The sequence below is a fragment of the Pseudoduganella violaceinigra DSM 15887 genome, assembly GCF_000425385.1.
Lineage (GTDB): Bacteria > Pseudomonadota > Gammaproteobacteria > Burkholderiales > Burkholderiaceae_D > Rugamonas > Rugamonas violaceinigra.
Genome location: NZ_AUDI01000012.1, coordinates 26,350 through 50,279, shown reverse-complemented (window position 1 = coordinate 50,279; position 23,930 = coordinate 26,350). Strand labels below are relative to the sequence as shown.

Genomic DNA, 23,930 nt, shown 5'->3' with positions numbered 1-23,930 from the left:
AAAGCCGTGAAACGAAGCGTCCTTGCCTATCTGCTCTGTCTGCCCGGCGTTGCCTGTGGCGAGGAACCATCCGGCCCGAATGAACGCCCCGCTTACCTGCAAGCCTACGAATCCAATTACGCGATGTACCGGCGTGCGAGTCCGGACAAGAATACCTTCACCGCCCACTATTCATTCCGCTACCTGCTCTCCGAACCAGTAAACCCAGGCACGCAACAGCCGCAAGGCTGCGCGCTGGCCACCTTTTGGCATTGCAAGCCGGAGTACTTCGCGGCCTATACCGGCGAATTCGACTTTTATTGGAACACGAGGCCCTCCTCGCCCGTCATCAACCGCATCAACAATCCCGCCCTGCATATGCGGTGGATTGCCGAGCAGCTGAGCTGGTTCGATCTGGGGCTGGAGCATCGCTCGGACGGGCAAAGCCTCGACATCAAGGATGCGGACGTGCGAGCCCGCGCCGACCAGGCATACCGCTCCGGCGACCGGGCATTTTTCGATACGATCAGCCGCAGCGCCAACTATCTTTCATTCACCGGTGCCTGGCCCGGACCAGGAAGCACCCAGAACCAGGGCGGGCAACTGATGCTCCAATTGAAGCAATACGTGTTCGGCGAAGAGAGCGACGTTACCTGGGGGCCGCTGAGCCACTCGCATCCGCGTTTCGCCGATTACGACCGCTTGCGCATTTCGGCAATCGCATGGCGTTCGGACGGGACTGAATTCAGCCTGCACTGGAGCTTGGGGAACAAGGGGCTGAAGACCGACTCTGCAAACGCCGATCTCGCGTTTCGGGTTCGGGGAACGCCAACGCTGACCATGTATCTGCGCTACCACCACGGGCCCATGTTCACCTTATCGAATTACACGCAGCCGCAAAACTCCATCGGCATCGGATTCAAGCTTATCCCCTTTGCCAATGCACATGGCTTCAATCCCGCGCCATACTAGCCGCCCGCCATTCTCCTAATAGGCTCCCCTGCGGGTGTGGACAAGTCCCGCCACCCAAGCCAGGCAAGCGGCCAGGCCCCACGCAGCCGCACTGGCTGCATTGGCGGCTCCGTTGAAGCCAACCAGATCGAGCGCCGCCTCCTTCGGCGTGTTCAGCGCCACATACCATGTGAACAGGAACAGCGCCATAAACAGCCGTGCCCCGCGCGTCAGGCTTCCCAGCAAGCTGGCGGCCGATGCCAGCGCCAGCATCCCGGCGAAGGCGGCGGCAGCCCGCGTGGGCGATTCGCCGCTCCAGCGCAGCGCCACCACGCCTAATGGAAGCGCGAGCACCAGGCTCGCAGCCCAATGCCGCAGGTAGCGCCGCAGCGCGCCGCCCGGCAGCACGCCAGTCATCGCATCGGCGCCGTTCTGCCAGTCGCGCGGCACGATACCGCACACAATCACGCCCCAGCAGGCGACGCCGATCGTCATCACCCCCTGCAGCGCCGCACCGCGGGCCAGCATCGCTGCCGCCCCGATTCCGGCCAGCGCCAGCGTGGCGGCAGGCGACATGGCCAGCACCAGGGCCACTTCCGCCAGCACTTCGCCCGCGAATCCGGGCACGCGCATCGCCAGGGCCGGCAACGGGCGCACCAGCCAGCCCACCGGACGCAGGATGCGGTCCGCCAGCGCCAATAAGCGGTTGCGGCGCGAAGAGCGCGGCCGCACCCGGTCCGGCGAATAGCGGTGGAAGAATAACGACGCTGGCGCCAGCAACGAAATCGACAACAACAGCGTGCAGGAACGGATCGACCAGGCGCGCAGCGTCCACAGCGAATCCGGAATCACGACCGGCGCTACCGCCGGATCGAATCCGTGCCGCCCCAATGCGAAGTAGGTCGTGGCGAAATGATCGCGCAGCGTAGTGACGGCAACGGACAGGCCGGAGAAATCAATATACATCGGCCAGGTTGTCCCTGGATGTTCGGTCACGCCCGCCACGGCGCCAAACTGCATACACCACAGGAAGAAATACAGCACGTCGCCGCGCTTGCCCACCAGCGCGCCGATATTGTCGAACAGGACGGCGCAGGCCGCGCAGTAGCTGGCAATCGGCAGCAGCATCAGGATGTAGGTCTGCAGATAGACCAGCGGCTGTATCGGCCCTTCGCCCCGCAGCGCATGCAGCGCCAGCGTGGAACCAAGGTAGGCCAGTACAAATAGAAGCAGGTAGCACACGCCGCCCAGCCAGCGCCCCAGCGCCAGCAGCGCATTGCCCGCGCCCGTTGCGCCGATCACGGCGCCCATGCCGCTTTGCAGGTCTTCGGCCGCGCGTCCGCGCACCAGGTAGAAGCCGGCCAGGCCGAGCAGCAGCCCGGCGATATGAGCGCTGCCAAAGGCCAGCGCCTGGCTGGTGTACAGGACCCGCTTCTTGTCGATCACCATCATCGTCACGCCGGTGGCAGGATCGGCAATCGCCAGCCAGCACAGTCCCACCACCGCCAGCAGCACCACCAGCGTGGACAGGCGGCGCAGCCGCAGCCGGACTTCGTTCAGCGCAAGCACGCGCAAAGCGTGGCCGTTCATGCCGCCACCGCGATCGGTTCGGACATTGCATAGCGCTGCGCCATCAAGGCCTCTTCGAGGCTCGGCTCCACCTGCTGCGCCCCGGACAGCGGCGGCCCCGGATGCGCCACGCGCAGCTGCACTTGCGTGCCCTGGCGCTGCGCCTGCAGTACATGCAAGCGGCTGCGCAGCGCTTCGTAATCGGCTGCATCGACGCTGGCCTGCCATACCTGGCCGCGGGCGCGCTGCAGGATGGCCTCCGGCGTTTCCAGCGCCAGCAAGCGGCCCTTGCGCATGATGGCCAGCTGGCCGGCGATGCTCTCCACATCGGACACGATATGCGTCGACACGATCACCAGCTTGCCGAAGCCAAGTTCGGACAACAGGCGGCGGAAACGCAGCCGCTCTTCCGGATCCAGGCCTGCGGTCGGTTCATCCACGATCAGGATGTCGGGATCGTTCAACAGCGCCTGTGCGATGCCCAGCCGGCGCCGCATGCCGCCCGAGAACGAGGCGGCCGGCCGCCGCGCATGCTCGGACAGGTTCACCAGCTCCAGCAGGTGGCGGATGCGGGCCGGATCGCGCACGCCTTTCAGCGCCGCGAAATACTGCATGCACTCCAGCGCCGTCAGGTTCGGATAGACGCCGAACTCCTGCGGCAGGAAGCCAAGGCGGCGCCGCATCGCTTCCGGATTGCGGACAATATCGATGCCGTCGAACAGGATGCTGCCGGCACTTGGCCGCGACAGCGTGGCAAGCAGTTGCATCAGGGTGGTCTTGCCGGCGCCATTGTGACCAATAAGCCCAACCACGCCACTACCAAGTTTCAATGAAATATCGTCGACGGCTTTCAGCTCACGGTAAGCCTTACTGACATTGCGCAGTTCCAGCATGTTGTACTCGCCTCAAAGTTCAAGATGAAGCGACTGTAGCGCCGCCCCCACGCGGGCCGCATGGCCAATGCGACGAACGGTTGAAACGGAAGGATGGACGGAAGAGCAACTCATTACATAACTGAAAAAACCACTTGCATTTTCCCCACAGTTAAGCCGCCTGGCATGCAAATTGTGAGTCAGGAGAAGGCTTTCCCGCTTGCAACAGGCATATAATGAAGCGCACACGCTGCTCACGCGACCCACAAGGACCCAAGTTGCCAGGCTTTCCGGTTTCGACCTTTTCCATGCGCCTGCGCTTAATGGCCTGCGCCGGCTTGCTCGCGCCCTTCCTTGCCCTGGCCCAGACGCAGCTTGACACCGACATCGCCCAGGTCCGGGAAGTGGTCCGCTTCGTCCCCGACAAAGCCCTGGTCCAGCTGCAGCAGATGGAGCCGGCGGCCCGCTCCGCCACGCCCCTGACCCGCGCCGAATTCCTGACCCAGCTCAGCCTGACGCACCGCAGCCTGGGCAGATACAAGACCGCGCTTGCACTGGCCGACGAGCTGTACGACTATGGCCGCGCACAGGACAACAAGATCATCATCGCCAAGGGCCTGCTGACCAGGGCCTATGTGCGTTCGGCGATGAACGAGCGCCAGGTGTCGCACGAACTGGCCTTCGAGGCGGAAAAACTGGCCGGCACCACGGACGACCTGGTGCTGCGCGTGCAGGCCACCATCACGGCGGGCCAGAGCTATGCCGAACAGGGCAACTACCCGGTCGCCTTGAGCCGGCTGCAGTCGGCGGTGGAACTGGCGCACCAGATCAAAGACGACAATGTGCCGCTGGCCAGCGCCCTGAATGCCCTGACGCTGCTGTACACCCAGATGCGCGAGTACGAAAAGGCCTGGGAAACCCTGGGTGAAACCTTCGAAGTATCGGAAGCGCTGAATTCGCCGGGCCGCATGGCGATCGCCAACAATACCGAGTACGGCCTGGCGGTCGACACCGGCCAGTACAAGCGCGGCATGCGCGCCCTGCTGTCCAACCTCGAGCTGGTACGCAAGCTCGGCGCCCAGCGCATGCTCGCCACCACGCTGGTCAACCTGTCCGACGTCAACCTGAAACTGCACGAATTCCCGAGCGCGCTGCGCTACGCCAATGAGGCCTCCGCCGCGGCACGCGATGCGAACGATGAAGCCAATGAAGCGACGGCGCGCATCAATGCCGGCCAGGCCTATATGGCCACCGGCAAGGTAGCCGAAGGCAAGAAATCCTTCGCACAAGGCATGGCCTACTACGAAAAGACCGGCGACAAGCCCGAACTGCAGGCGCTGTTGACCGAGTACGGCGAAGCACTCGAACGGGTTGGCGACTACCAGGGCGCGGTGGAAGCGTATCACCGCGAACGCAAGCTATCGAACGAGATGTTCGAAGCGCAGCGCAAGAAAGCCATGTGGGAGCTGCAGGAAAAATACGATACCGAAAAGAAGAAGCGCCAGATCGAACAGCTGTCGCACGAAAACCAGGCCAAGGGGGCGGAACTGACCGCGCGCCGCCTGCAGCAGCGTATCTGGTGGCTGCTGGCGATCGTGTTCGCCATGGCGGCGGTGATTGTCGGCATGCTGTACCGCAAGGTGCGCCAGGCAAATGCCCAGCTGGAGGTGAAGAACCTGGAGCTGAAAGCGCAAAGCTCGCTCGACCCGCTCACGTCCCTGTACAACCGCCGCCACTTCCAGGAATACATGCGCTCGCATAACCAGGTCGAGCGCCGCGGCGCCAACGGCGAGGACATCGTCGGCGCCCTGTTCCTGCTCGATGTGGACCACTTCAAGCACGTCAACGACACCTATGGCCACGCGGCCGGCGATTCGGTGCTGAAGATGATTGCGGAGAGCCTGCGTGTTGCGCTGCGCGAGACGGACATGATCGTACGCTGGGGCGGCGAGGAATTCCTGGCCTTCCTGCCGGCCATCCCGCGCAACGGCGTGGATGAAATCGCACGCCGCATCCTGGGCTGCGTATCGTCGCAGCCGGTGCCGTTCCAGGAGCAGAACATCTATGTCAACGTGTCGGTCGGTTTCGCGCCCTTCCCGCTGGCCCCGGGCGGTACGCCGCTCCCGTGGGAGCGCGCGGTCAACCTGGTCGACATGGCGCTCTACCTGGCCAAAGCCCATGGCCGCAACCGCGCCTACGGCGTGCGCGGCTTTACCAACTTCGAGAAGACCTCGATGGAAGCCATCGAACAGAACCTGGAGCAGGCCTGGCGCACCGGCTTCGTCGACTTGACCCTGGTGCTGGGCAGCACGCCCGACGATCCGCCGCCATCCAATGTGGTGCCGCTGAAAAGCAAGTCCGGCAATTAATTCTTTTCCTTGCGCGCTTCGCGGGCCGATTGCTGCATGTCCTTGCCCGCCTGCTCGACTTTCTCGCCCAGTTTTTCCGTTGCCTGGTTCAGCTTTTCGCCGGCGTGCTGGGCCGCCTCGTCCAGCTTCTGGCCGGCCTGGTCCAGCTTTTCGCCGGCATGCAGCGCCGCCTGGTCCAGCTTCTGGCCGGCCTGGTCCAGCTTTTCGCCGGCCTGGACGGCAGCCTTGTCGATCTCGCGACCAGCCTGTTCGGCCGGGCCGATGCGCTTGTCCTCCGGTTTGTGGCAGCCGCTCACCGCGGCCATCGCCAGCGCCGCAAACAACACTGCGATCATGCTTTTCATGGAAGTCTCCTTTGGTTCCTGCATAGGGGAAATGTTACGCTAGAATACCCCAATGGACGCGCACATTCCCATCCTTAAGCGGGCGGGCATGGTGCTGGTGGTGCTGGGCACCTGCGACTTGCTGGCCCTACGGTCCGGCGTGTTCCTGCTCAGCGCGGCGGCCGGTATCGGTTTGCTGTGCGGCAGCCTGCACGTGGCCTCGATGGTGCGCTGGATCGCCGCCTTCGGCCTGTGCGCCCTCGGCGTGATGATGCTGGCCTGGCCGCTGATGCAGCCGGTCGACCTGACCCTGGCCCAGCTCAAGCTGCAGCCGCGCATCCTCCCCTCGCTTCTCACCAGCGCCACCTGGCTGGTCCTGCTGCACTGGCTGTACCGCACCCTGGGCGCCCCCGCTGTGCTGGCCGCGCGCAATGCCGCCGGCCACAAGCCGCGCCATATGGGGCTGCCTGCCGCCAGCGGCGCCGGACTGGCCGCGCTGCTGTGCGCCATGGCGGCCCTGCTCCTGCATGGCGAAGCGGCCGAACGCGCCCTGCTGGCGGCAGAACGCCAGTTCGGGCCCGATTACCGTTATCACGTGGCGGCGCTGAAAGTGTCGAACTCGGGCAATAGCAAACAGGTGGAGGGCTTGGTCACGGCATGGAACGCCAGCGAGATCCGCCATATCCCCGTCGCCTGGCAAGAGGAGGCTAGTGGCGGCCAATGACGAAGGCGCCGACCAGGGCGGCCACGCCGAAGACGAGCAGGGTGCTGCAGAAAGCCAGATTGAGGAATTTGGAAAGGTTCAGCACGCCGATGACGGCAGCGCCAAGAAAGGCCACGCCAACGAACAACAGCCAGCCGGCCGTATCGGTGGACATCATATCGGTCCCGCGCGCCCTCGCATGATGCATGAACAGATGCCGGGCAATATTGGAAGCCAGCAACACCAGCACGAATGCACCGCCAACAGAGAATAAACCGGTGTCCATCTGCCCTCCGGATTTCAGCGTTGGGAAGATGGTAACACCGACCTGGCCTTATTCGGCGACGATTTTTTTCGGCGGCGGCGGCGGGGCGAAAGCGACGTTATCGCTGTCGGGTGCCGAATCCATTGCTTCCGAAAACTCGAGCCAGCGATCCAGGCTGGCGCGGCGGCGGATGGTGATGCCGCTGGTGCTGATGTAGCCGATCTGTTCAAAATTGTCCAGTTTGCAAACCATCTTCGAGGTGGTGGGCAGATTGTCGAGCAGGCGGTCATAGGCCTTGCGCGCCTTGTTCTCCCATTTCGCCAGCGCGGGGTCGTTGAAGCGGTTGCTCTCGTAGTAGATGGTCAAGGTATGGTCGTGATTGCCGAAGCCGACCACCGCCGCCCCTTTGCGCACAGCCGCCAGGACGTCTTCCTTGATATTGGCGGTGGGCACGAAAACGGCCGCCCGATTATCCGCATCGTCGGGCCGCTGCAGCGGTAAATCCTGGCCAAACTGTATTCCCATTGCTGCCCCCGCGAGATGGTAGGCCGGGGTGGTCAAATGTTTCTCCCTAGCCATATTCTCCCGATTCTACATCGGCCCCTATCCCGGTTCAAGCCGCGCCACACCGTATAATGCGCAGGCCTCATCCTCTTTATAGCCGAAAATGAACGCTTTTCCACCTGCCGTCCGGGATGCGGCCGCCCGCAATGTCCGCGACCTGCTTACCCACGCCATCGAATACGCCCCGCCACAGCAGGCGCTGTTGGTTTTTGACCAGCGCAGCCCGCTGGCCGAAGTGCTGGCCGGCGCCTACCGTGCCGCCCTGCCCGACGGGCATTTCATCGACTTCGACACGGTTCAGCCCGAGCAGGTACTTGCGGCTTTCGAGCAACTGAAGGCCGGCGACCTGGTGGTCCTGGTCCAGACCACCAGCTTCCGCCTGAACGAATACCGCATCCGCATGGAGCTGTTCAAGCGCGGGCTGAAGGTGATCGAGCATATGCACCTGTCGCGCATGCCGGACGGGCAAGGGCTGGTGTATGTCGACGCGCTGGCCTATGACCCGGTCTATTACCGCGGCGTCGGCCACGCGCTCAAGGCGCGCATCGACCGCGCGCAATCGGGCGTGGTGGAAAGCGGCGGCGAACGCCTGCTGTTCGCTTCGCCGTTCGAGGAGGCCAAGCTGAATATCGGCGATTACAGCGCCATGAAAAACGTTGGCGGTCTGTTCCCTATCGGCGAAGTATTCACCGAGGCGCAGGACTTGGAAGCGGTGAACGGCCGCGCCAAAGTCTTCGTATTCGGCGATACCACCTTCCACGTCAACCGGCCGGCCACGCCGATCACCATGATCGTGGAAAAAGGCCGTGTTGTCGGCGCCGAACACAGCACGCCGGAGTTCGACAATATGCTGTCCATCATCCGCGCGCATGAAGGCGAGGTATGGGTGCGCGAGCTCGGCTTCGGCATGAACCGCGCCTTTTCGCGCGAACGCACGGTGGACGATATCGGCACCTATGAGCGTATGTGCGGCATCCACCTCTCGCTGGGCGCCAAGCACGGGCAGTACCAGAAGCCTCAGTTCAAGCGCAAGGACGCCCGCTTCCACGTCGACGTGTTCGTCCAGACCGACGCGGTCTATCTTGATGACGATCAAGTCTACCGCGACGGCGGCTGGGTGGCCCAGTGCTAGCATAGCTAGACGGAGGAGCGCAGCGATCCCGCTGCCCCTGACGTTGGCCTAATCGCCGGATTTAGACTTCACATCTGATTCGTTTGGTTCCCCGGATCGCACCACATTCCAATTCGTAATTGCACGCAACACCCACTCTGCCGGGCCGTAGACATGGCGCGTGGTCCACCATGCGCTGAGCGCCATCTGCGCCAGATAGATCACCGGCACCAGCCCTATCACGGCGATTGGCGATAGCTTGTCGCACAACCCAAGTCCATAACCGGTGAACAGCAGCGCCATCACCAGCGACTGCAGCAGGTAATTGCTCAAGGCGAGCTTACCCATCGGCGCCAGCGCCGCAACCACGCGCGCGCCATAGCGGCTTTCGAACAGCAGCATCATGCCTACGCCATATGCCGCAGTCAGCAACGGTGCTGTCAGGTAGCTGAGCGCCGTGGCGAATAATATCAGCGCACCGCCCGGTGCAAACGCCGAAGCAGCTGCGTACAGCAGGGCGCCGCCAAGCCCCAACATAGCACCGAGACGCAGGATCGGCGCCACCAGCGGACGGAATGCGTCGACGCTTTGCAGCAGGCCCAAGCGCCCCGCCCCCAGGCCGAACAGGAACATTGCCAGGGCGCTCGGCCCCTGGCCAAACATCAGCAGGGCCGCGATCCCGGGGAACTCGCCCGAGGTATAGGCCAGGGTGCTGCCCGCGCCGCCGTGAAAGGCGGCCAGCTTGGCGGATACGCCCGCCAAATCCGGCGCCGCCGCTTCCGGCGTAAGCATGACCAGCACACCCAGCACCACCAGCATCAAGGCCGCCACCATCAGCAGAACCGCTCCCGCTTCCGCCGTGCGCCGCAGGCGCTCATGCAAAGCCACCAACAGCAAACAAAGCAGGCCATACAGGTTCAGGATGTCGCCATAGAACAGCAGGCAACCATGCAGGACGCCCAGCACAACCAGGCCAGCCGACCGGCGCAGCATGCGCGGACGGAATGCGGCGCCCGCGCGCTCGGCCGCCGCCATCTGCAGCGTGAAGCTGTAGCCGAACAGGAAGGAGAACAGCAGATAGAACTTGGCCTCGAACAGCAGCGTCGTCATGAAACGCACCGCCACGTCGAGCACCTCGTGATAGCGCGGGTTGTTCATGCCGGACGAGAAATAGGGATCGGCGAACGACCAGATATTGACGGCCAGGATGCCCAGCAGCGCAAAACCGCGCAGAGCATCGACATGGTGGAGGCGATAATTATTCATCTGTAGTTTATATATTTAACAATCCCGCATCCAGCAGCGCTTTGTCCCAGGGCGGCAGCGGCTGGTATTCCGCCACCAGGAAGTCAATCAGCGCCCTCACCTTCGGCGACAGCTGGCGCGTGGCCGGGTACAGGGCGCTCAAATGGTTCAGCGGAAGTTCCCAGTCCGCCAGCACCGGCACCAGGCGTCCCTCGATGATGTCGCGCCAGGCCAGGAAGGTGGTGGAGTACACAATTCCCAGCCCGCGCAGCGCCGCATGCTGCAGCACCATGCCATTATTGGCGGTAAAGGACGGCGCCACCCGCACCGTGGTTTGTTCCTCGCCGCGCGCGAAGTGCCAGGCGATGCCGCCGGTGAGGTGGCTGAAATGCAGGCACTGGTGGCGATGCAGATCCTCCGGTGCTTCCGGCCGTCCCGCCTTGGCAAGGTAAGCCGGCGAGGCGCACAGCACGCCGCGGCAAGGCGCCAGCGGCCGGATCGCCAGCGCACGGCTATCGGGAATCCCTCCCACGCGAATGGTCAGGTCAAAGCCATGTTCGATCGGGTCCAGCAGCGCGTCGTCCACATGCAGCAGCGGCTGCAACTGGGGGTGCGGCAGGCTGAATCGCGCCAACGCGTCGGCCAGCCACTCGCTGCCGAAGCTGGACGGCGCCTGGATCCGCAGCGGCCCTGCCAGCTCGATGCCGGCGTGCGTCACGACCCGCGCCGCTTCCTGCGCCTGCAGCACCGCCAGGGCGCAGGGCTCCAGATAGGCCTGGCCGGCATCGGTCAGGCTCACATCGCGGGTCGAACGGTGCAGCAAGCGCGCATTCAGGCGCTCCTCGAGCGCGATCACATGCTTGCTCACCATGGCGCGCGAAATGCCCAGCCGGCGCGCCGCGCCGCTGAAGCTGCGCTGGCGCGCCACCTCCACGAAGATTTCCATTGCCCTGAGCTGGTCCATGCGGCCAATTGTCTCCATATTGAAGACAATGTGTCAACCGTTTGCGCATTGTTGGCCACCAATGGCTTCCTTAAAATGACCTGCATTAAGAACAGGAGCAGCAATATGTTGACCGACGCCCAAAAGGCCCAATACGCAAAAGACGGCTTCATCGTCATCCCCGGCTTCAAAACCGCCGAAGAAATCGCCGCCCTGCGCGCGCGCGCCGCACAGGTCGTGAACGAGTTCGACCCGGCGGTCGCACAAGGCATCTTCACCACCAAGGAACAGGAAAAGAAAGCCGACGACTATTTCCTCGGCTCCGACAACACCGTGCGCTGCTTCTTTGAAGAGGAAGCCTTCGGCCCGGACGGTCAGCTGAAGCAGGCCAAGGAACTGTCGATCAACAAGATCGGCCATGCCATGCACGACCTGGACCCGGCCTTCCGCGCCTTCACGGCCGACGCCCGTCTGGAGCAGATCGCACGCGATATCGGCCTGGCCGAACCGCAGGTATGGCAGTCGATGTACATCTTCAAGCAGCCCGGCATCGGCGGCGAGGTGCGCTGGCACCAGGACGCCACCTATTTCGATACCACGCCGGTCAGCGTCACCACCTTCTGGTTTGCGCTGGAAGACGCCACCCTGGAAAACGGCTGCATGTGGGCGGAACCGGGCGGCCACCGCTCGCCGCTGCGCGAACGCTTCATCCGCGAGGGCGACCAGGTGAGCGTGGAAAAGCTGGACGACACGCCGTGGCCGACCAACGCCACCGCCGTCCCGCTGGAATGCAAGGCCGGCTCGCTGGTCTGCTTCCATGGGCTGCTGCCGCACTACAGCGCGCCGAACCGCTCGCCGGTTTCGCGCCATGCCTACACCCTGCATGTGACCGACGGCCGCACCGCCTACTCCAAGCGTAACTGGATCCAGCGCGACGCATCCTTCCCAGTGCGAGGCTTCCTGTGAAAATCAGCATCTTCGCACCGCACTGGGGCAGCAACGAGCTGCCGCCGGACGTCTTCATCGCCAAGGTCAAGGAGGCCGGCTTCGACGGCATCGAAATGTCCCTGCCGCTGGACCGCGCCCAGCGCGACAACTGGGTCTACAAGGTCGCCAACGCCGGGCTGGACCTGATTGTCGCCCAATGGGAGACAGTGTTCCACAGCGACTTTGCCGCCCACAAACAGGCCCTCGGCGAACTGCTGCGCAATGCCTGCGAAGTGCAGCCGGTGCTGGTCAACTCGCATACCGGCAAGGACTGGTACACGCCGCAACAGAACGAGGAACTGATCGCGCTGGCCGCCGATATCTCGAAAGAGTACGGCGTGCCGGTGGTGCATGAAATCCACCGCAGCCGCTTCAGCGGCCACCCGATGCTGCTGCTGCCCTACCTCGATCGCTTGCCGGAGCTGCACCTGAACGCCGATCTTTCGCACTGGTGCGTGGCCTGCGAATCGCTGCTGGAAGACCAGGAGCTGATGCTGGCCAAGGTATTGCCGCGCGTGCGCCACATCCACGCCCGTATCGGCCACCAGCAAGGCCCGCAAGTCGCCGACTTCCGCGCACCGGAAAGCGCGGACGCGTTGAAGGCCCATCTGGCCTGGTGGGACCGCGTCATCGAATTGCGCCGCAATGCCGGCGCCGAACGCATGACGCTCACCCCCGAGTTCGGCCCCGCGCCCTACACCTTCACCCTGCCCTACACCGGGCAGCCGGTCAGCAACGCCTGGGACCAGAATGTCGCGATGCTGAATCTGCTGCGCCAGCGCTATTGCTCCTAACGCAGGGGGGCGCGCACGGTTCGCAGCGTTTTGCGATTCGCCAATTAGCTGCCATAATATTAATTGCAATTTCGCAATATTTATCTTGAAGCTTTGAATGGGTGCCGACCGGATCGCAGAAATTTCCACTCTGATACGTGAAGTTTTGGAAAGCTACGCCAGCTCGCCATCGGATTCCGATGACGAGCTGTGCGCCACGCTGGAGGTGGACGGGCATCCCGAAGCATGGGTGCAATTCGTTTTCGGCACATTGAACTTCGCCTATCCGGCCCAGCAAGCGCCGGACGCCGTGCTGGCCGACGTGCTCGACCAGCTTCCCGGCTGGCGCATCGAATCGTGGGAAGCGGAAAAGTATGCCACGGTCAATTTTGACCACGAGACCAGTGTCGCCAGGATCGCCAACGCCATCGACGCGCTGTTCACCCAGCTTTTCTCGCTGGACGATTTCTCGATCGACGGCAGGCTCGAAGAAATTTCATGCGGTTCCGATGATCCATCGCCGCCTGAACTCATCGCGATCGACCACGATGACTACCATGCCGCGTTTGTCGGGACAACTGCCGATGGCCGGCAGTTCTTCCTGACGACGCCGTTCGAACCAGCCGTCGGCGGCCGCGATGGCGAGGAATTTTTGGCCCTCTATCTGTTCGATGCGGACGGCATGCTGCTGGACGCGAAAATCGACCGCTGCGGCAGCCGGGCCACAATGGACCGGTCGGCACGCCAGTCCCTCCAGCAAAAGCGTCTGGCCGATTTGGGACCGGTGACCTACCAGAGGATCGAGATCGCCCCGTTCGCAGTTGAAAAGTTCGGTACGACTTTCGGCCTGGTGCTGCGCGCGCCCGAAGACGAAGATGATGTCTGGGCAGTCGAGGCCCAGCCGGGCAACTATATGGCATTCTTCGAGCCTTGGGATAGCGGCCAATACGATACTTGATCAAATGGCTTGCGCAAGCAAGGCCGTCCCTTGCCGTTCCTCGAACCTCCGTCAGCATCGCCCTCGCCACCTTCCCGGCACGTATCAATCGTGCCCGCAAATATCCAGCAACACGGAACATCCGCTTTTAACGCATGAAAAAATTGGGAAATAAAATCGCCTTTGGCCTTGCCGCATTGCTTTCGAGCGGCGGCGTCCACGCGGGAGGCAAGACATCTGACGTGCTCGAACATATGACCGTTGGCATCTGGGCCGAATCTCCGCTTGGTACCTCGGCCCGCCTGGGACTGGCTGTCCCGACTGGCGCCAATGAGGCCATTACCATCGGCCATGAGTTCGGACTATATGGCAGCAAGGATTTTGTCGGCTACCGCGCTGCAGCGACCGGCCATGGCGTCTTCTTCGGCGCCATCGACCTGGCACGCTGGAAAACAAGGTCGCATCCATGGTTGGCGGAGGAGGGAACCGTGTATTACGGGGTCGAAGCGCAGTTGCTGATTCTGCGCGCCGGCCTCATGTTCCCCAAAGGCTCGGACCACCACCCGACAGTGACCTTCGGCCTCGGTTTCGGGTTCTAGGCCGGCATTCACTCTGAGGCGGTCACGTCAAAGGAAACAATGAAACAATTCGAAAACAAAATCGCTTTCGCCCTTGCAGCATTGCTTTCGAGCGGCGCCGTACAGGCGGGCACTCAAGTCTCTGATCTTCTCGAATACACAACCATGGGCCTCTAGCTCCACTCGGCGTCTCGGCGCGACTTGGGCTGGCTGTCCCTATCAGCTCTGACGAAGCAGTGACCGTCGGCCATGAATTCGGACTCTATGGGAGCAAGGACTTCGTCGGCTACCGGATTGGTGGCCGAAGCCATGGGATCTTCAATGGCGGCGTCGACCTGGCTCGCTGGAAAACGAGATCGCATCCATGGTTGGCGGAAAAGCAGACCGAATACTATGGGATCGAAGGCTAGCTGCTGATTATGCGCGCCGGCCTTATGTTCCCCAAGGGTTCGGGCCACCACCCGACAGTCACTATCGGCTTCGGCAGTGGGTTCTGAAGTACAGCGATATCTCGCGTAGTACCGTCCGCAACTCAAGCGTTGGTAAAGGAATTGGCATATGTTGGATTGGGAATCGGTCGTTGCGGCCATCCATGAGCTGCGCCTTGAGAGCAGGTTAAAGGAGCTTGGGGGCGAAAGTTTGGAGAGATGGTCTCCAAGCCTGATCGTTCCCGTGCCTGGATATTTGGAGTGTTCAGGTGGACCAATTCCATTTCGGGCCATCGAATACCTGATGGTAAAAAGACTCAGGACAACGGCACGGGGGCGTCTGGTAGCCCCGCTAGTCGAAGATTTGACTGCCCAGTTGTGTCGGGCGCTGGATACCGCTGGTGCGAACTATTGCATCGAGCCAGAAGCGATTTGCATTTCTGCCCGCCACTAGTGGCGCTTGCGAGTTCAGCATCAAAAGGCTAATCACATAATTTGACTTAGAGGTTTCCTTGAAAGGTTTTCCATCCAATCCCGAAGGACCGCAACCTACTGCTACGAGGTTCACAACGATATGGTCGCATTTACGTGGCTAGAGCAACGTAGTGCCTAGCATTGCCATTCATGCCGCACTTGGGCTTGCCCCAAAACAGGAGAAACAGATCGGGGCCAACGCCGCATCGATTTCGCGCTGCCCGATTTCGGCAAATAACGGATTAAACATGTTGCTATTCCCGTGCCGCGGTGGCGGTTCACTCAAATTGATGGTGCACTGCCCTTGAAAAAAATTCTGCTCGCGCTTGCTTCGCTTTGCTTGTCCCTAAGCGCCAATGCCGACTCCACGCGCGCGCCGCGCCCATTAGGGAAGTCCAGTGAAAACGGCTCGTATGTCGTACACGTGACACCGGGGAAAAGCATGGGCGATGTCTTTGGCTATTCCGGTAGGGAAAAAGGCCCGTATGCGGTTGCGGAATGGTACAAATACGATGGCGAGAACTACACATTGGTTAGCCGTGCCACACTGCTTAACCCGATTGCTCCTCAACAAATTGAGGTAACAGAAGGCGGAAACCTGATTACGCTGGATAACTGGCACAATCAAGGAATTGGCGCAGCGCTGGTCATCTACTCGCCGGACGGAAGCATCGTAAAACAATACACCCTGCTCGATCTCTTCTCGGAACGCGATCTGAAGCGAATTCGCACCACCACCTCATCGATTCATTGGCGGTGCAACGGATTTTCCGCTCTTCTCGACACGCCTAGCAGACTCTGGATCGAAGATAGCCTGGGTGGAAGGTTTATCGTCGACGTAGAGACTGGACAATTCAATTATTCAGCCGCTGGCGGCAGCTGCGGGCGGTCACCAGGATAAGCATTTCGCTCACCGCTCCAACAATTTTTAACGGCCTTACCAATGAGAGATGACAAAGCAGCAGTAGTCGCGTTTTTCGTCGCACCGGTTGTGCCTGCCATCTTTTTCGCCTTGTCTAGCCCGGGCCTCGGAGGCGGGTTCGGTACCGATTTTGCGTCGCTGTTAACGCTATCGGTCCTCGGCTATTTCTGTTCGCTTGTTGCGGTTGGGCTAATGGGCCTCCAGGCATTCCTGATCCTGCGCAGATACGCCCTCGATACTGTCTCAGTAACAATAGCGGCTGGCGGGCTACTTGGATTGCTTGTCGCGTTCGTTATAACAGCACGACTATCCTATCTTTCAGCGCTGGATTGGCTCTGGCAAAGTCGAGAGTTGGTCATTATCGGTGGCACAACCGCTTTGGCATTTGGGGCTGTGCGTGCCTTGGGGCTACGGGGAGCATCGACAGCAGCTAAGCTTGGAAGCGACAGCGACAAGCGGCACATCGGTTAGCATTTCAATTACCCTGCAGTCCCCAAAAAACCCCAAACAGAACGTTGCCCCACCACAGGCTTCAGTCCAAATAAGGTTTATCAATCACGTATGAAAAATAATGGACAGCTTTGCGCCGAATTGGCGGCAATCCTGGCGAAGGAACTTGCGAACGGCAATTCGTTAATCGAAAAGCCGGTAGTCGCCGACTGGCCCAAAACGGGATCGGTCTTCGCACATCTGGCCAAAGACCTCACCACGCCCAAAAGCGCACTGCCAGACATCATCGAAGCGTCGATATGCAATGACCCGCATTACGGCTGGTACCAGGAGCTATGCTGCCGCAAGCATCAGCACTTGCTGGTGGCGGGAAGTCCCAAGCCCGGCCAGCCAATGTGGACTGACTTTTAGAACCGCGCTTCGCGAAGAATTCCCTGCTTCACTTGTTCTTGCGTTAGTATTTCCTCCGCCGTTCGTCCCGAAGTTTCCGACTTACGAGGAGCCCATGAAAGCCATCGCAATCGCATTCATCGCATGTGGAACAGCAGTGCCGGCATCAGCCCAATCCCAGAATAACTCGACGTTCGAGCGATATCAGGCGATGGAGCGCGGCTTCGATCCCGCCGTCGCCGACCTCTATTGCGACAACGCGATCATTCGCAACACGCGCACCTATCCGGACGGCCAGCAACGCACGCTGGAAATCCCCGCTCCGAAGTACAAGCAGCTGATTCGGACCTCGATGCCGATGGCAAAAGCCAAGGGCGATTACAGCACCTATTCAGACATCAAGTATTCTCCCGAGGGCTTAAATACCCGCATCAACGCCAGCCGCTATTCGGTATTGAAAAAATATTCGAGTCCGATTTCAATCTTGCTGGGTCCTTGCGGAGACTCCTGGGGCATTATTGAAGAAATCAGCCAATCGCAGCCTTGATTACAGGAGCATTCGTATGCTGATCGTTGCCGCCCTGCTGTTGTTCCTGACCGGTATCGCCCACTCGTATCTTGGTGAGCGCTACATCCTGATCCGGCTTTTCAAACGCGACAACCTGCCGCAGCTTTTCGGCGGAACTGACTTCACCACCAGCACGCTGCGCTTCGTCTGGCATCTCCTGACCGTTGTATGGTGGGGCATCGCCATCCTGGTTTTGCAGGCCTCGGGGCAGCAGCTGCAATCGCGCTCCGTGCTGGAAATGTTCAGCGCCATCGCTTTCGTCTCCGGCATGTTCCCCTTTTTCCTCACCCGCGGCCGGCATCTATCGTGGGTGGTTTTCTTTGCCGTTTCGGCCCTGCTTTGGGTCGCGGCGCCGGGAGGCTGAACATGTACCACGCCATTGTCCGCCGCAAGATCACACAGGTCTTCGCGGGACTCAGCGAAGGGCGAATCGAGGCGGTCACCGACGAACTGGCCCCGTCCGCCACGCATTACTTTGTCGGCACCCACGCCCTGTCGGGCACGCGGCGCACGCCGGAGGCCATCCGGGCCTGGTATGAAAGGCTGCTTCGCCTGCTGCAGGGGATTAACTTCACGCTGCATGAAGTACGGGTCTCGGGCTGGCCATGGCATACGCAGGTCGAAGCGATTTGGACCGAGACGAACAGTGGCACCGATGGCGTGAAAACTACCGCCGAAGGTGTTAATCTCATCGAAATCCGGTGGGGCCGGGTAACCAGTGTTCGCATCTATCCGGATACCGCTGCGCTGGAAAGAACCCTGCATCGGATCGCTGCAAAGGGCACCGCGGAAGCGATGGCCACTCCAATCACATCGTAATCGGCAATAAAAGAACCAATGATCACCTGCTATCTCCGCTACATCATCGATCCATTCAAACTCATGGAATTCGAATACTACGGCAAGACCTGGATTCCGCTGGTCGAGAAATTTGGCGGCACGCACCACGGGTATTTCATGCCATCCGAAGGGGCGAACAATGTCGCGCTGGCGATGTTTTCCTTCCCCAGCCTCGCCAAGTACGAAGAGTACAGAACCAGATCGCTCGAAGACCCGGAATGCCAGGCCGCATTCAAATACGCAGAAGAGACGCGCTGCATCATCAGCTATGAGCGGAGCTTCTTCCGGCCGGTTTTCGAATGAAGCTCGCAATCTGCAGTTGCTGCGGAAAGCAGCTTCCAATTAACGAAATCGAGCTGTGCTTCCGCCGCCCGGACGACTTTCTTCTTATTCCGCTTGACGAGCGGGAGGCCAGGACTCAGGCCAATGACGACCTGTGTGCAATTTGGGGCGAAGGCGATGCCGATCACCGATGTTTCGTCCGCGGTTTGTTGTCATTGAATGTGAAGGACTGGGGTAGTACGTACAGCCTTGGCGCGTGGCTCGAAGTCTCGCAGACCGACTTCAAACGCATTTATGATCTGTGGGATGAAGCAGATCAGTCCAGCGAGCCGCCGTTTTCCGCCAAACTTGCCAATGCCGTTCCTTTTCATTCGTCCACGCGCAACCTTTCAGGGGAGCTGCTCCTGACCGGCCCGACGACCAGACCGAGTTTTCGACTGTCCGAATCGTCCAACTCATTGTTTGAAGAGCAAAGCCGCGGCATCAGCGCACACAGGGCAAACCAGTATGCCGCGCTGGCGGCAAAATGAATGTGGAGCGCACAGTTTCAAAAGCGTCGATGCCGCGGATATTTGATTTCCGTGACCTGGATTAAATTTGCTAAGATTTACGCAGGGACCACGTCATACGGAAAGTCCATGCCAAGCAAAAGCATCGATAGCTTTGAGGTTGAATTCACCGGCGAACTATTGGAGGGCACCAAGCAATGGGGCGCCTACGTTTCCATTTTCGCCCCGTCCACAAACCCCATGCATATGACGCACATCTTTCCGAAACGCCGCGTCTCGGCGGATCTGACCTTGCTGGACCAGCGCTCCGCCGAGGAAGAGGCGGAACGCGCCGCATTGAAAATTCTGGAAGCGCTGCGCTCCTAGCGCCACGCCGGCTACTGCATGTGCAGCAAGTCGTTTTCGGAGAGTTCGTCCTTGGCGGGGACTTTGCGGGGCAAGGTGAGGATGACGGTGGTGCCTTTGCCCGGTTCGGATTCGACCCGGATGGTGCCGCGCAGGACGCCGGTCACCAGGTTGTAGACGATGTTCATGCCCAGCCCTGAACCGCCCTGTCCCATCTTGGTGGTGAAGAAGGGATCGTAGACCTGGTGCAGGGTGCGCGGGCTCATGCCGACCCCGTCGTCGGCGAAGCGCAACTCGGCCGATTGCTCGTCCACCTCGCTCGCGCTGATCGTAATATGGCCGGAGCTGCGGCCTTCAAACGCGTGCATCATCGCATTCTGGATCAGGTTGCTCAGCACCTGGCCCACGCTGCCCGGGTAGGAAATGAAATTCATCGGATCGGGAATCGCCACCTTCACGTCGCAATTGGCACGCCGCAGCTGCGCCGAGTAGGTCGCCAGCGTATCGTGCACCACGCCGTACAGGTTGAAGTTGCGGCGCTTGTCCGACGTCTGGTCGACCGCCACCTGCTTGAAGGAGTGAATCAGGTCCGCAGCGCGCGTCAGGGAATTGGTGATGATGGAGCACGCCATGCGCGCGTCTTTCAAATGCGTATCGAGCGCCGAGCGCTTGATGCCGCCCTCGCCAAGTTGGCGTTCGAATTCCTTGCACATATCGCTCAGCGCCGTTGCCGTCAGCAGGCTGTTGCCGATCGGCGTGTTCAGTTCATGCGCGATCCCGGCCACTAGCGCGCCGAGCGATGCCATTTTCTCGGACGTGATCAGGCTGGCCTGCGCCTGTTTCAAAGTCAGCAACACGGCCGACAAGTCCTTGTGGGCCAGTTCCACATTGGCTTTCTGCAGCGCCAGCTCATTCAGGCTGCGCTCCAGGCCATGCTTGGTATCGACCAGCGCGGCTTCGGTCTGCTTGCGTTCGGTGATATCGATGATCACCCACACGCAGCCCTTGCGCGGCTCGCTCTGGTCCAGCATGCGGCCATTCACCATGCACCACAGCCGCTTGCCGCTCGCGCCGGCCAGTTCAAGCTCAAAATGCATCGAAGCGCCGTCCGCCGCACAGGTAAAGGGGTCATTAACGCCGGCCGTCAGCACGCTGCAAGAACGGCCGGACAACTCGCCGGGCGGGTAGCCCATCATCTCCTCCAACCCGCGGTTGCAGCGGACGATATGACCGTTGGCGAACAGGCCGATGCCGACGATGGCGCTATCCTGCAGGGCGCGCAGCTCGTCGGCCGTGACGCGCAGTTTTTGCGCCAGGGCGCGGCGGCGCTGCAAGGTCAAGATCTGGGCGCCGATCAGGGCGCTGATGATAAAGCCCGCCATCCCGATCACGGAAACCAGGCGGTAGTCGCGGCTATAGCGTTCGCTCGCGTGGCCCTCGAAGCCCATATCCCAGCGCCGCTCGCCGACATCGAGAGCGACCTTGTCGACCAGCCCGGGCAGCGGCGGCAAGCGGGTGCCGGAACCGAGCTTGCCGAAACTGTCGAACATCAGGTTATCGACCGACGGCGGAGTGCCGCGTCCAGTGCTCAGATAGCCCGCGTCATGGATGCTGACATAGAGATTTTGCAGCATCGGGCTGTCGATGGTTTCCGACATCAGGTCGTTCACACGGAACACGATGGCGACGAAGCCCACCAGCGCCGCATCGCGCTCCGCCTCCGTCAGCAAGGAAGCGCCGCGCCGGTAGATAGGGGCGCGCGCCACGAAACCGGGCTGGCCGCTGGCATCCTGTACCAGCGTGATGCGTTCGGTGGCAATCACGCGGCCGGTCGCCTTCCCAAGTTGCAAGGCCAGGTAATGCGGCGGCAAGGCAGCGAGGTCGAGGCCGAAGGCGTTTTCATTGCCCTTCATCGGCTCGTTGTATTCGACCACAAAGTGCTCGGGCCGCACCGATACCGGATGTACCTTGAAGTCCGGGTAGCCGCCGCTTTGCAGGCTGTCGTCGGCGCGGATACGGTCTGCATAAGCGTCCAGCTGGCTCGACTTCACGCGCCGCACGAACTGGATCGCCTGGAAGCCAGGATAGCGGCGCTTCAGGTCCAGCTCGCGCACGTAGCGGCTGAACTCCAGGCGCGACACATCCTCATGCACCGCGAACACGCCCTTGATGCTAAGCAGCATGTCGAAATAAGTTTGCAGGCGCACCTGGGTATCGTGCGCAATCTTCTGCGTGTCGCGCTGAAAGGCTTCCTTGGTCTGCTGGTCCTGCACGTTCATGACGAACATGCAAACCCATACGGTAACGCAAATACCGACAATAAAGGCCAGGTATCCGTGTAGGCGCATGCTCGCTCCGGCGGGATGGTGTTGCCGACTATAGCATATGGAAACCCGCAATACGCTGGGGAAAAAGCTAAACCGTCGCGTCCTGGTATCGCGCCGAGATTTCCCTGATTTGCTCCTCCTCGGCGAGCAGGGCGTCGACCACGTCCGGATCGAACTGCTCGCCGCTGCCCTGGCGGATCAGCTCGATCGCCGTCTCGTGGGTGAAGGCCGGGCGGTAGACCCGGGCCGACACCAGCGCATCGTAGACATCGGCCACGGCGACCAGGCGCGCCGACACGGGGATGGCATCGCCCGCCAGCCCCTGCGGATAGCCGGATCCATCGTAACGTTCCTGGTGGGAGTAGGTGATTTCACGCGCAAAACGCAGGAAGGTATTGGAAAAGCCCAGCTCCCGCTCGACGCTGGCGATGGCATCGCGGCCATGCGCGGCGTGCTGCTTCATGACCTCGAATTCCTCCGGCGTCAGGCGGCCCGGCTTGAGCAGGATCGCATCGGGGATGCGTACCTTGCCGATATCATGCAGCGGCGCCGCCTTGAACATCAGCGGGATATGCGGCTCCGTCAATTCATCGGCGAAACGCGGATTGCCCTGCAGCCAGCGCGCCAGGGCCAGGACAATGTACTGGATGCGGCGCAGGTGCGAGGGATCTTCCGCATCGCGCCATTCGGCCAGGGTGGCGATGGCCCATACCGCGGCGTCGGTGATCTGGGTCAGTTCGGCTATCCGCCCCCCCTGGCGCTGCACCTTGGCCTGCGCCTCGCGCAGCTGCAATTGGGTGGCGATACGCGCGAGCAGCATTTCCGGCACCAGCGGCCGCGCCACCACTTCGGACGCGCCTTCGGCGATCGCACTGCACTCCTGCTCCGGATGGCCGCGCTCGATCATCGCCAGCAAGGGGATGCCGGCCGTATCGGGATTGCTGCGCAGGCGCTGGAAGACGGCAAAGCCGTCCTGCACCACGTCGACCAGGATCAGGTCCGGACGCGGCAATTGCTGGGCCATGGCGAGCGCGGCATCGCACTCGGCCACTGGACGCACGGCATACTTGTCTTCCAGTAAATAGCAGAGCTGTTGCAGGTGGTCGGCCGATCCATCAACGATCAGCAGCAGCGGCTTGGTCTTTGGGCTCTTCATTGCGGCATGATACCGCAGGGACTGTTCAATCCGCGAGTGCCGGCGAGCCATCGGGCAGGAAAGCGCCGAAACAGCGTGTGCATTCGATACAGAACAGGTGGGCGACCCGTACATTCCTCTGGCGCAAGACCAGCTGCAAGTGGCCTTCCTCGCAGATCGGACAGGTTTCGCGCATGGTGCCGCAGGCCAGGACGTCGTCGGCCAGGTAGTTGTCGTCATAGCGCACGCCGTCGACGACGCGCTGCGGATCGAGTTCGACCAGGAACAGGTTCGGCTCAAAGCCGCGCTGGTCGGGCACCGGGTAGGCACCAGAATGATAGTGATTCATCTGATTCATTGTCATCCCCTTTTCCCAGCGCAGCTTACGGGCACTTTAACAATAGTCAAAGATTCCCCTTGAGGCAAGGTCGACAGGGAGTTTAGCTTGCAATTAGATCGCGCACTATCTATACTGCCGGCATGGATAGCAAAACCTACAATCTCGCGCAAGTTCCCAAGCTCGACCAGCAACTGTGCTTCGCTCTGTATTCGACTTCCCTGGCGATGAACAAGCTGTACCGCAAGCTGCTGCGCAAGCTGGGCCTGACTTACTCCCAATACCTGGTGATGATGGTGTTGTGGGAGCAGGACGAGCAAACGGTATCCGCCCTGGGCGAGCGCCTCTTCCTCGATTCGGCCACGCTGACGCCGCTGCTCAAGCGGATGGAGCAGGCTGGACTGATCACCCGCACCCGCTGCCCGCAGGATGAGCGCCAGGTGATCATCGCCCTCACCCCGCACGGCAGCGAGCTGCGCAATGAAGGCGCCAAACTGCCAGCCTGCGTGCTGCGCGCCAGCGGCTGCGATATTGAGCAAGTGATACGCCTGCAGCGCGAACTATCGGATCTGCGCAGCAGCCTGACGAACAACGCATAGCAGTCTAAAAGTCGGGGTCAGGTCAGGCAATCGGACAAAGCGCTGCGCGTTTTGTCCGATTGCCTGACCTGACCCCGACTTTACTTTTGCATGTTTCAGGATTTTTACAAATAAACTAAATGTTCTCCGGAAAGCTCCCCTAGAATAGCCCAGCA

At 61.3% G+C, this 23,930-nt stretch carries 28 protein-coding genes; 18 read left to right on the top strand and 10 right to left on the bottom strand.

Translation table 11 applies throughout. The annotated features are described in order from the left end of the window. The first annotated feature begins 6 nt into the window (after positions 1-6). Positions 7-951, top strand: a complete 945-nt coding sequence (locus H597_RS0108230; RefSeq protein WP_028101715.1) for a hypothetical protein — start codon at positions 7-9, stop codon at positions 949-951. Between the two features lie 15 nt (positions 952-966). On the opposite strand, the gene H597_RS30200 is transcribed toward H597_RS0108230, so the two are convergent. Further along, positions 967-2,520 carry a hypothetical protein gene (locus H597_RS30200; protein WP_051293624.1) on the bottom strand — a complete coding sequence of 518 codons (1,554 nt, stop codon included), beginning with the start codon at positions 2,518-2,520 and terminating at the stop codon, positions 967-969. Then, the gene (locus H597_RS30195) at positions 2,517-3,392 is read right to left on the bottom strand and encodes an ABC transporter ATP-binding protein (protein ID WP_035373542.1); all 876 of its coding nucleotides are present in this window, start codon (positions 3,390-3,392) and stop codon (positions 2,517-2,519) included. The genes H597_RS30200 and H597_RS30195 overlap by 4 nt, the downstream gene beginning before the upstream one ends. Before the next feature lie 287 nt (positions 3,393-3,679). Between H597_RS30195 and H597_RS30190 the strand changes: the two genes are divergently transcribed. Beyond that, entirely contained in the window at positions 3,680-5,740 is a 2,061-nt protein-coding gene (locus H597_RS30190) for a tetratricopeptide repeat-containing diguanylate cyclase (RefSeq protein WP_035373541.1), read from the top strand. Here the strand turns inward: H597_RS30190 and H597_RS0108210 are convergent. Beyond that, positions 5,737-6,084 carry a hypothetical protein gene (locus H597_RS0108210; RefSeq protein ID WP_035373540.1) on the bottom strand — a complete coding sequence of 116 codons (348 nt, stop codon included), beginning with the start codon at positions 6,082-6,084 and terminating at the stop codon, positions 5,737-5,739. The two genes, H597_RS30190 and H597_RS0108210, sit on opposite strands and share 4 nt — an antisense overlap. A gap of 52 nt (positions 6,085-6,136) precedes the next feature. Between H597_RS0108210 and H597_RS0108205 the strand changes: the two genes are divergently transcribed. Beyond that, entirely contained in the window at positions 6,137-6,787 is a 651-nt protein-coding gene (locus tag H597_RS0108205) for a hypothetical protein (protein WP_028101713.1), read from the top strand. Here H597_RS0108205 and H597_RS30185 read toward each other — a convergent pair. Together H597_RS30185 and H597_RS30180 are read right to left on the bottom strand one after the other, a co-directional pair. Beyond that, positions 6,771-7,052 carry a hypothetical protein gene (locus H597_RS30185; protein WP_051293623.1) on the bottom strand — a complete coding sequence of 94 codons (282 nt, stop codon included), beginning with the start codon at positions 7,050-7,052 and terminating at the stop codon, positions 6,771-6,773. The genes H597_RS0108205 and H597_RS30185 overlap by 17 nt on opposite strands. A 48-nt stretch (positions 7,053-7,100) precedes the next feature. Beyond that, positions 7,101-7,556: a hypothetical protein gene (locus H597_RS30180; protein WP_028101712.1), complete on the bottom strand. Its 456-nt coding sequence runs from the start codon at positions 7,554-7,556 to the stop codon at positions 7,101-7,103. A 142-nt stretch (positions 7,557-7,698) separates the two neighbouring features. Between H597_RS30180 and H597_RS30175 the strand changes: the two genes are divergently transcribed. Next, a complete protein-coding gene (locus H597_RS30175) occupies positions 7,699-8,727 on the top strand; it encodes a M29 family metallopeptidase (RefSeq protein ID WP_035373539.1) in 1,029 nt (342 codons plus the stop codon). Between the two features lie 48 nt (positions 8,728-8,775). Here H597_RS30175 and H597_RS30170 read toward each other — a convergent pair whose 3' ends face one another. Continuing rightward, on the bottom strand, positions 8,776-9,972 hold the full coding sequence (locus H597_RS30170) for a DUF418 domain-containing protein (protein WP_051293622.1): 1,197 nt from the start codon (positions 9,970-9,972) through the stop codon (positions 8,776-8,778). Positions 9,973-9,979: 7 nt separating this feature from the next. After that, the gene (locus H597_RS0108180) at positions 9,980-10,915 is read right to left on the bottom strand and encodes a LysR family transcriptional regulator (protein ID WP_028101711.1); all 936 of its coding nucleotides are present in this window, start codon (positions 10,913-10,915) and stop codon (positions 9,980-9,982) included. Positions 10,916-11,020: 105 nt separating this feature from the next. On the opposite strand from H597_RS0108180, the gene H597_RS0108175 reads away from it, so the two are divergent. The 13 genes from H597_RS0108175 (at position 11,021) to H597_RS0108115 (ending at position 19,398) form a co-directional block, all read left to right on the top strand. Then, entirely contained in the window at positions 11,021-11,860 is an 840-nt protein-coding gene (locus H597_RS0108175) for a phytanoyl-CoA dioxygenase family protein (RefSeq protein WP_028101710.1), read from the top strand. Continuing rightward, the gene (locus H597_RS0108170; protein WP_028101709.1) at positions 11,857-12,675 is read left to right on the top strand and encodes a sugar phosphate isomerase/epimerase family protein; all 819 of its coding nucleotides are present in this window, start codon (positions 11,857-11,859) and stop codon (positions 12,673-12,675) included. Before H597_RS0108175 ends, H597_RS0108170 begins: the two co-directional genes overlap by 4 nt. A gap of 97 nt (positions 12,676-12,772) precedes the next feature. After that, on the top strand, positions 12,773-13,612 hold the full coding sequence (locus H597_RS35845; RefSeq protein WP_229632124.1) for a hypothetical protein: 840 nt from the start codon (positions 12,773-12,775) through the stop codon (positions 13,610-13,612). Between the two features lie 134 nt (positions 13,613-13,746). Beyond that, entirely contained in the window at positions 13,747-14,190 is a 444-nt protein-coding gene (locus H597_RS0108160) for a hypothetical protein (protein ID WP_028101707.1), read from the top strand. Between the two features lie 537 nt (positions 14,191-14,727). Continuing rightward, complete coding sequence (locus tag H597_RS36210; RefSeq protein WP_371850722.1) at positions 14,728-15,051, top strand: DUF6678 family protein; 324 nt, start codon at positions 14,728-14,730, stop codon at positions 15,049-15,051. A gap of 324 nt (positions 15,052-15,375) precedes the next feature. Next, positions 15,376-15,972: a hypothetical protein gene (locus H597_RS34735; protein WP_154668022.1), complete on the top strand. Its 597-nt coding sequence runs from the start codon at positions 15,376-15,378 to the stop codon at positions 15,970-15,972. Positions 15,973-16,554: 582 nt separating this feature from the next. Next, positions 16,555-16,854: a hypothetical protein gene (locus tag H597_RS0108145; protein WP_028101706.1), complete on the top strand. Its 300-nt coding sequence runs from the start codon at positions 16,555-16,557 to the stop codon at positions 16,852-16,854. Positions 16,855-16,948: 94 nt separating this feature from the next. Further along, the gene (locus tag H597_RS0108140; protein WP_154668021.1) at positions 16,949-17,380 is read left to right on the top strand and encodes a hypothetical protein; all 432 of its coding nucleotides are present in this window, start codon (positions 16,949-16,951) and stop codon (positions 17,378-17,380) included. Next, positions 17,352-17,765 carry a hypothetical protein gene (locus H597_RS0108135; RefSeq protein ID WP_211232026.1) on the top strand — a complete coding sequence of 138 codons (414 nt, stop codon included), beginning with the start codon at positions 17,352-17,354 and terminating at the stop codon, positions 17,763-17,765. The genes H597_RS0108140 and H597_RS0108135 overlap by 29 nt, the downstream gene beginning before the upstream one ends. A 2-nt stretch (positions 17,766-17,767) precedes the next feature. Beyond that, the gene (locus H597_RS0108130; RefSeq protein WP_028101703.1) at positions 17,768-18,220 is read left to right on the top strand and encodes a nuclear transport factor 2 family protein; all 453 of its coding nucleotides are present in this window, start codon (positions 17,768-17,770) and stop codon (positions 18,218-18,220) included. An 18-nt stretch (positions 18,221-18,238) separates the two neighbouring features. Then, the gene (locus tag H597_RS0108125) at positions 18,239-18,544 is read left to right on the top strand and encodes an NIPSNAP family protein (RefSeq protein WP_028101702.1); all 306 of its coding nucleotides are present in this window, start codon (positions 18,239-18,241) and stop codon (positions 18,542-18,544) included. Continuing rightward, positions 18,541-19,053: a DUF2199 domain-containing protein gene (locus H597_RS0108120; RefSeq protein WP_035373532.1), complete on the top strand. Its 513-nt coding sequence runs from the start codon at positions 18,541-18,543 to the stop codon at positions 19,051-19,053. The genes H597_RS0108125 and H597_RS0108120 overlap by 4 nt, the downstream gene beginning before the upstream one ends. 108 nt (positions 19,054-19,161) lie before the next feature. After that, entirely contained in the window at positions 19,162-19,398 is a 237-nt protein-coding gene (locus tag H597_RS0108115; RefSeq protein ID WP_028101700.1) for a hypothetical protein, read from the top strand. An 11-nt stretch (positions 19,399-19,409) separates the two neighbouring features. On the opposite strand, the gene H597_RS33155 is transcribed toward H597_RS0108115, so the two are convergent. The 3 genes from H597_RS33155 to H597_RS0108100 form a co-directional block, all read right to left on the bottom strand. Then, positions 19,410-21,725 (bottom strand): CHASE domain-containing protein, encoded by a 2,316-nt coding sequence (locus tag H597_RS33155; RefSeq protein WP_083941007.1) that lies wholly within the window; start codon positions 21,723-21,725, stop codon positions 19,410-19,412. Between the two features lie 67 nt (positions 21,726-21,792). Continuing rightward, positions 21,793-22,860, bottom strand: coding sequence for an HD-GYP domain-containing protein (locus H597_RS0108105; protein ID WP_028101699.1), 1,068 nt, complete (start codon positions 22,858-22,860; stop codon positions 21,793-21,795). A 25-nt stretch (positions 22,861-22,885) separates the two neighbouring features. Next, positions 22,886-23,197, bottom strand: coding sequence for a hypothetical protein (locus H597_RS0108100; protein WP_154668020.1), 312 nt, complete (start codon positions 23,195-23,197; stop codon positions 22,886-22,888). A gap of 122 nt (positions 23,198-23,319) precedes the next feature. Here H597_RS0108100 and H597_RS0108095 point away from each other — a divergent pair, with 122 nt between their 5' ends. Continuing rightward, positions 23,320-23,775, top strand: coding sequence for a MarR family winged helix-turn-helix transcriptional regulator (locus tag H597_RS0108095; RefSeq protein ID WP_028101697.1), 456 nt, complete (start codon positions 23,320-23,322; stop codon positions 23,773-23,775). Positions 23,776-23,930: the final 155 nt, after the last annotated feature.

What these genes read in the sequence shown, in the direction of transcription:
- H597_RS0108210 (WP_035373540.1), bottom strand. Translation starts at nt 6,084, where the DNA reads ATGAAAAGCATGATCGCAGTGTTGTTTGCGGCGCTGGCGATGGCCGCG.
- H597_RS35845 (WP_229632124.1), top strand. Translation starts at nt 12,773, where the DNA reads ATGGGTGCCGACCGGATCGCAGAAATTTCCACTCTGATACGTGAAGTT.
- H597_RS0108160 (WP_028101707.1), top strand. Translation starts at nt 13,747, where the DNA reads ATGAAAAAATTGGGAAATAAAATCGCCTTTGGCCTTGCCGCATTGCTT.
- H597_RS33155 (WP_083941007.1), bottom strand. Translation starts at nt 21,725, where the DNA reads ATGCGCCTACACGGATACCTGGCCTTTATTGTCGGTATTTGCGTTACC.
- H597_RS0108175 (WP_028101710.1), top strand. Translation starts at nt 11,021, where the DNA reads ATGTTGACCGACGCCCAAAAGGCCCAATACGCAAAAGACGGCTTCATC.
- H597_RS30185 (WP_051293623.1), bottom strand. Translation starts at nt 7,052, where the DNA reads ATGGACACCGGTTTATTCTCTGTTGGCGGTGCATTCGTGCTGGTGTTG.
- H597_RS0108115 (WP_028101700.1), top strand. Translation starts at nt 19,162, where the DNA reads ATGCCAAGCAAAAGCATCGATAGCTTTGAGGTTGAATTCACCGGCGAA.
- H597_RS36210 (WP_371850722.1), top strand. Translation starts at nt 14,728, where the DNA reads ATGTTGGATTGGGAATCGGTCGTTGCGGCCATCCATGAGCTGCGCCTT.
- H597_RS0108095 (WP_028101697.1), top strand. Translation starts at nt 23,320, where the DNA reads ATGGATAGCAAAACCTACAATCTCGCGCAAGTTCCCAAGCTCGACCAG.
- H597_RS30180 (WP_028101712.1), bottom strand. Translation starts at nt 7,556, where the DNA reads ATGGGAATACAGTTTGGCCAGGATTTACCGCTGCAGCGGCCCGACGAT.
- H597_RS0108140 (WP_154668021.1), top strand. Translation starts at nt 16,949, where the DNA reads ATGAAAGCCATCGCAATCGCATTCATCGCATGTGGAACAGCAGTGCCG.
- H597_RS0108125 (WP_028101702.1), top strand. Translation starts at nt 18,239, where the DNA reads ATGATCACCTGCTATCTCCGCTACATCATCGATCCATTCAAACTCATG.
- H597_RS0108205 (WP_028101713.1), top strand. Translation starts at nt 6,137, where the DNA reads ATGGACGCGCACATTCCCATCCTTAAGCGGGCGGGCATGGTGCTGGTG.
- H597_RS0108145 (WP_028101706.1), top strand. Translation starts at nt 16,555, where the DNA reads ATGAAAAATAATGGACAGCTTTGCGCCGAATTGGCGGCAATCCTGGCG.
- H597_RS30175 (WP_035373539.1), top strand. Translation starts at nt 7,699, where the DNA reads ATGAACGCTTTTCCACCTGCCGTCCGGGATGCGGCCGCCCGCAATGTC.
- H597_RS0108105 (WP_028101699.1), bottom strand. Translation starts at nt 22,860, where the DNA reads ATGAAGAGCCCAAAGACCAAGCCGCTGCTGCTGATCGTTGATGGATCG.
- H597_RS0108130 (WP_028101703.1), top strand. Translation starts at nt 17,768, where the DNA reads ATGTACCACGCCATTGTCCGCCGCAAGATCACACAGGTCTTCGCGGGA.
- H597_RS30200 (WP_051293624.1), bottom strand. Translation starts at nt 2,520, where the DNA reads ATGAACGGCCACGCTTTGCGCGTGCTTGCGCTGAACGAAGTCCGGCTG.
- H597_RS0108100 (WP_154668020.1), bottom strand. Translation starts at nt 23,197, where the DNA reads ATGAATCAGATGAATCACTATCATTCTGGTGCCTACCCGGTGCCCGAC.
- H597_RS30190 (WP_035373541.1), top strand. Translation starts at nt 3,680, where the DNA reads ATGCGCCTGCGCTTAATGGCCTGCGCCGGCTTGCTCGCGCCCTTCCTT.
- H597_RS30195 (WP_035373542.1), bottom strand. Translation starts at nt 3,392, where the DNA reads ATGCTGGAACTGCGCAATGTCAGTAAGGCTTACCGTGAGCTGAAAGCC.
- H597_RS30170 (WP_051293622.1), bottom strand. Translation starts at nt 9,972, where the DNA reads ATGAATAATTATCGCCTCCACCATGTCGATGCTCTGCGCGGTTTTGCG.
- H597_RS0108120 (WP_035373532.1), top strand. Translation starts at nt 18,541, where the DNA reads ATGAAGCTCGCAATCTGCAGTTGCTGCGGAAAGCAGCTTCCAATTAAC.
- H597_RS0108180 (WP_028101711.1), bottom strand. Translation starts at nt 10,915, where the DNA reads ATGGACCAGCTCAGGGCAATGGAAATCTTCGTGGAGGTGGCGCGCCAG.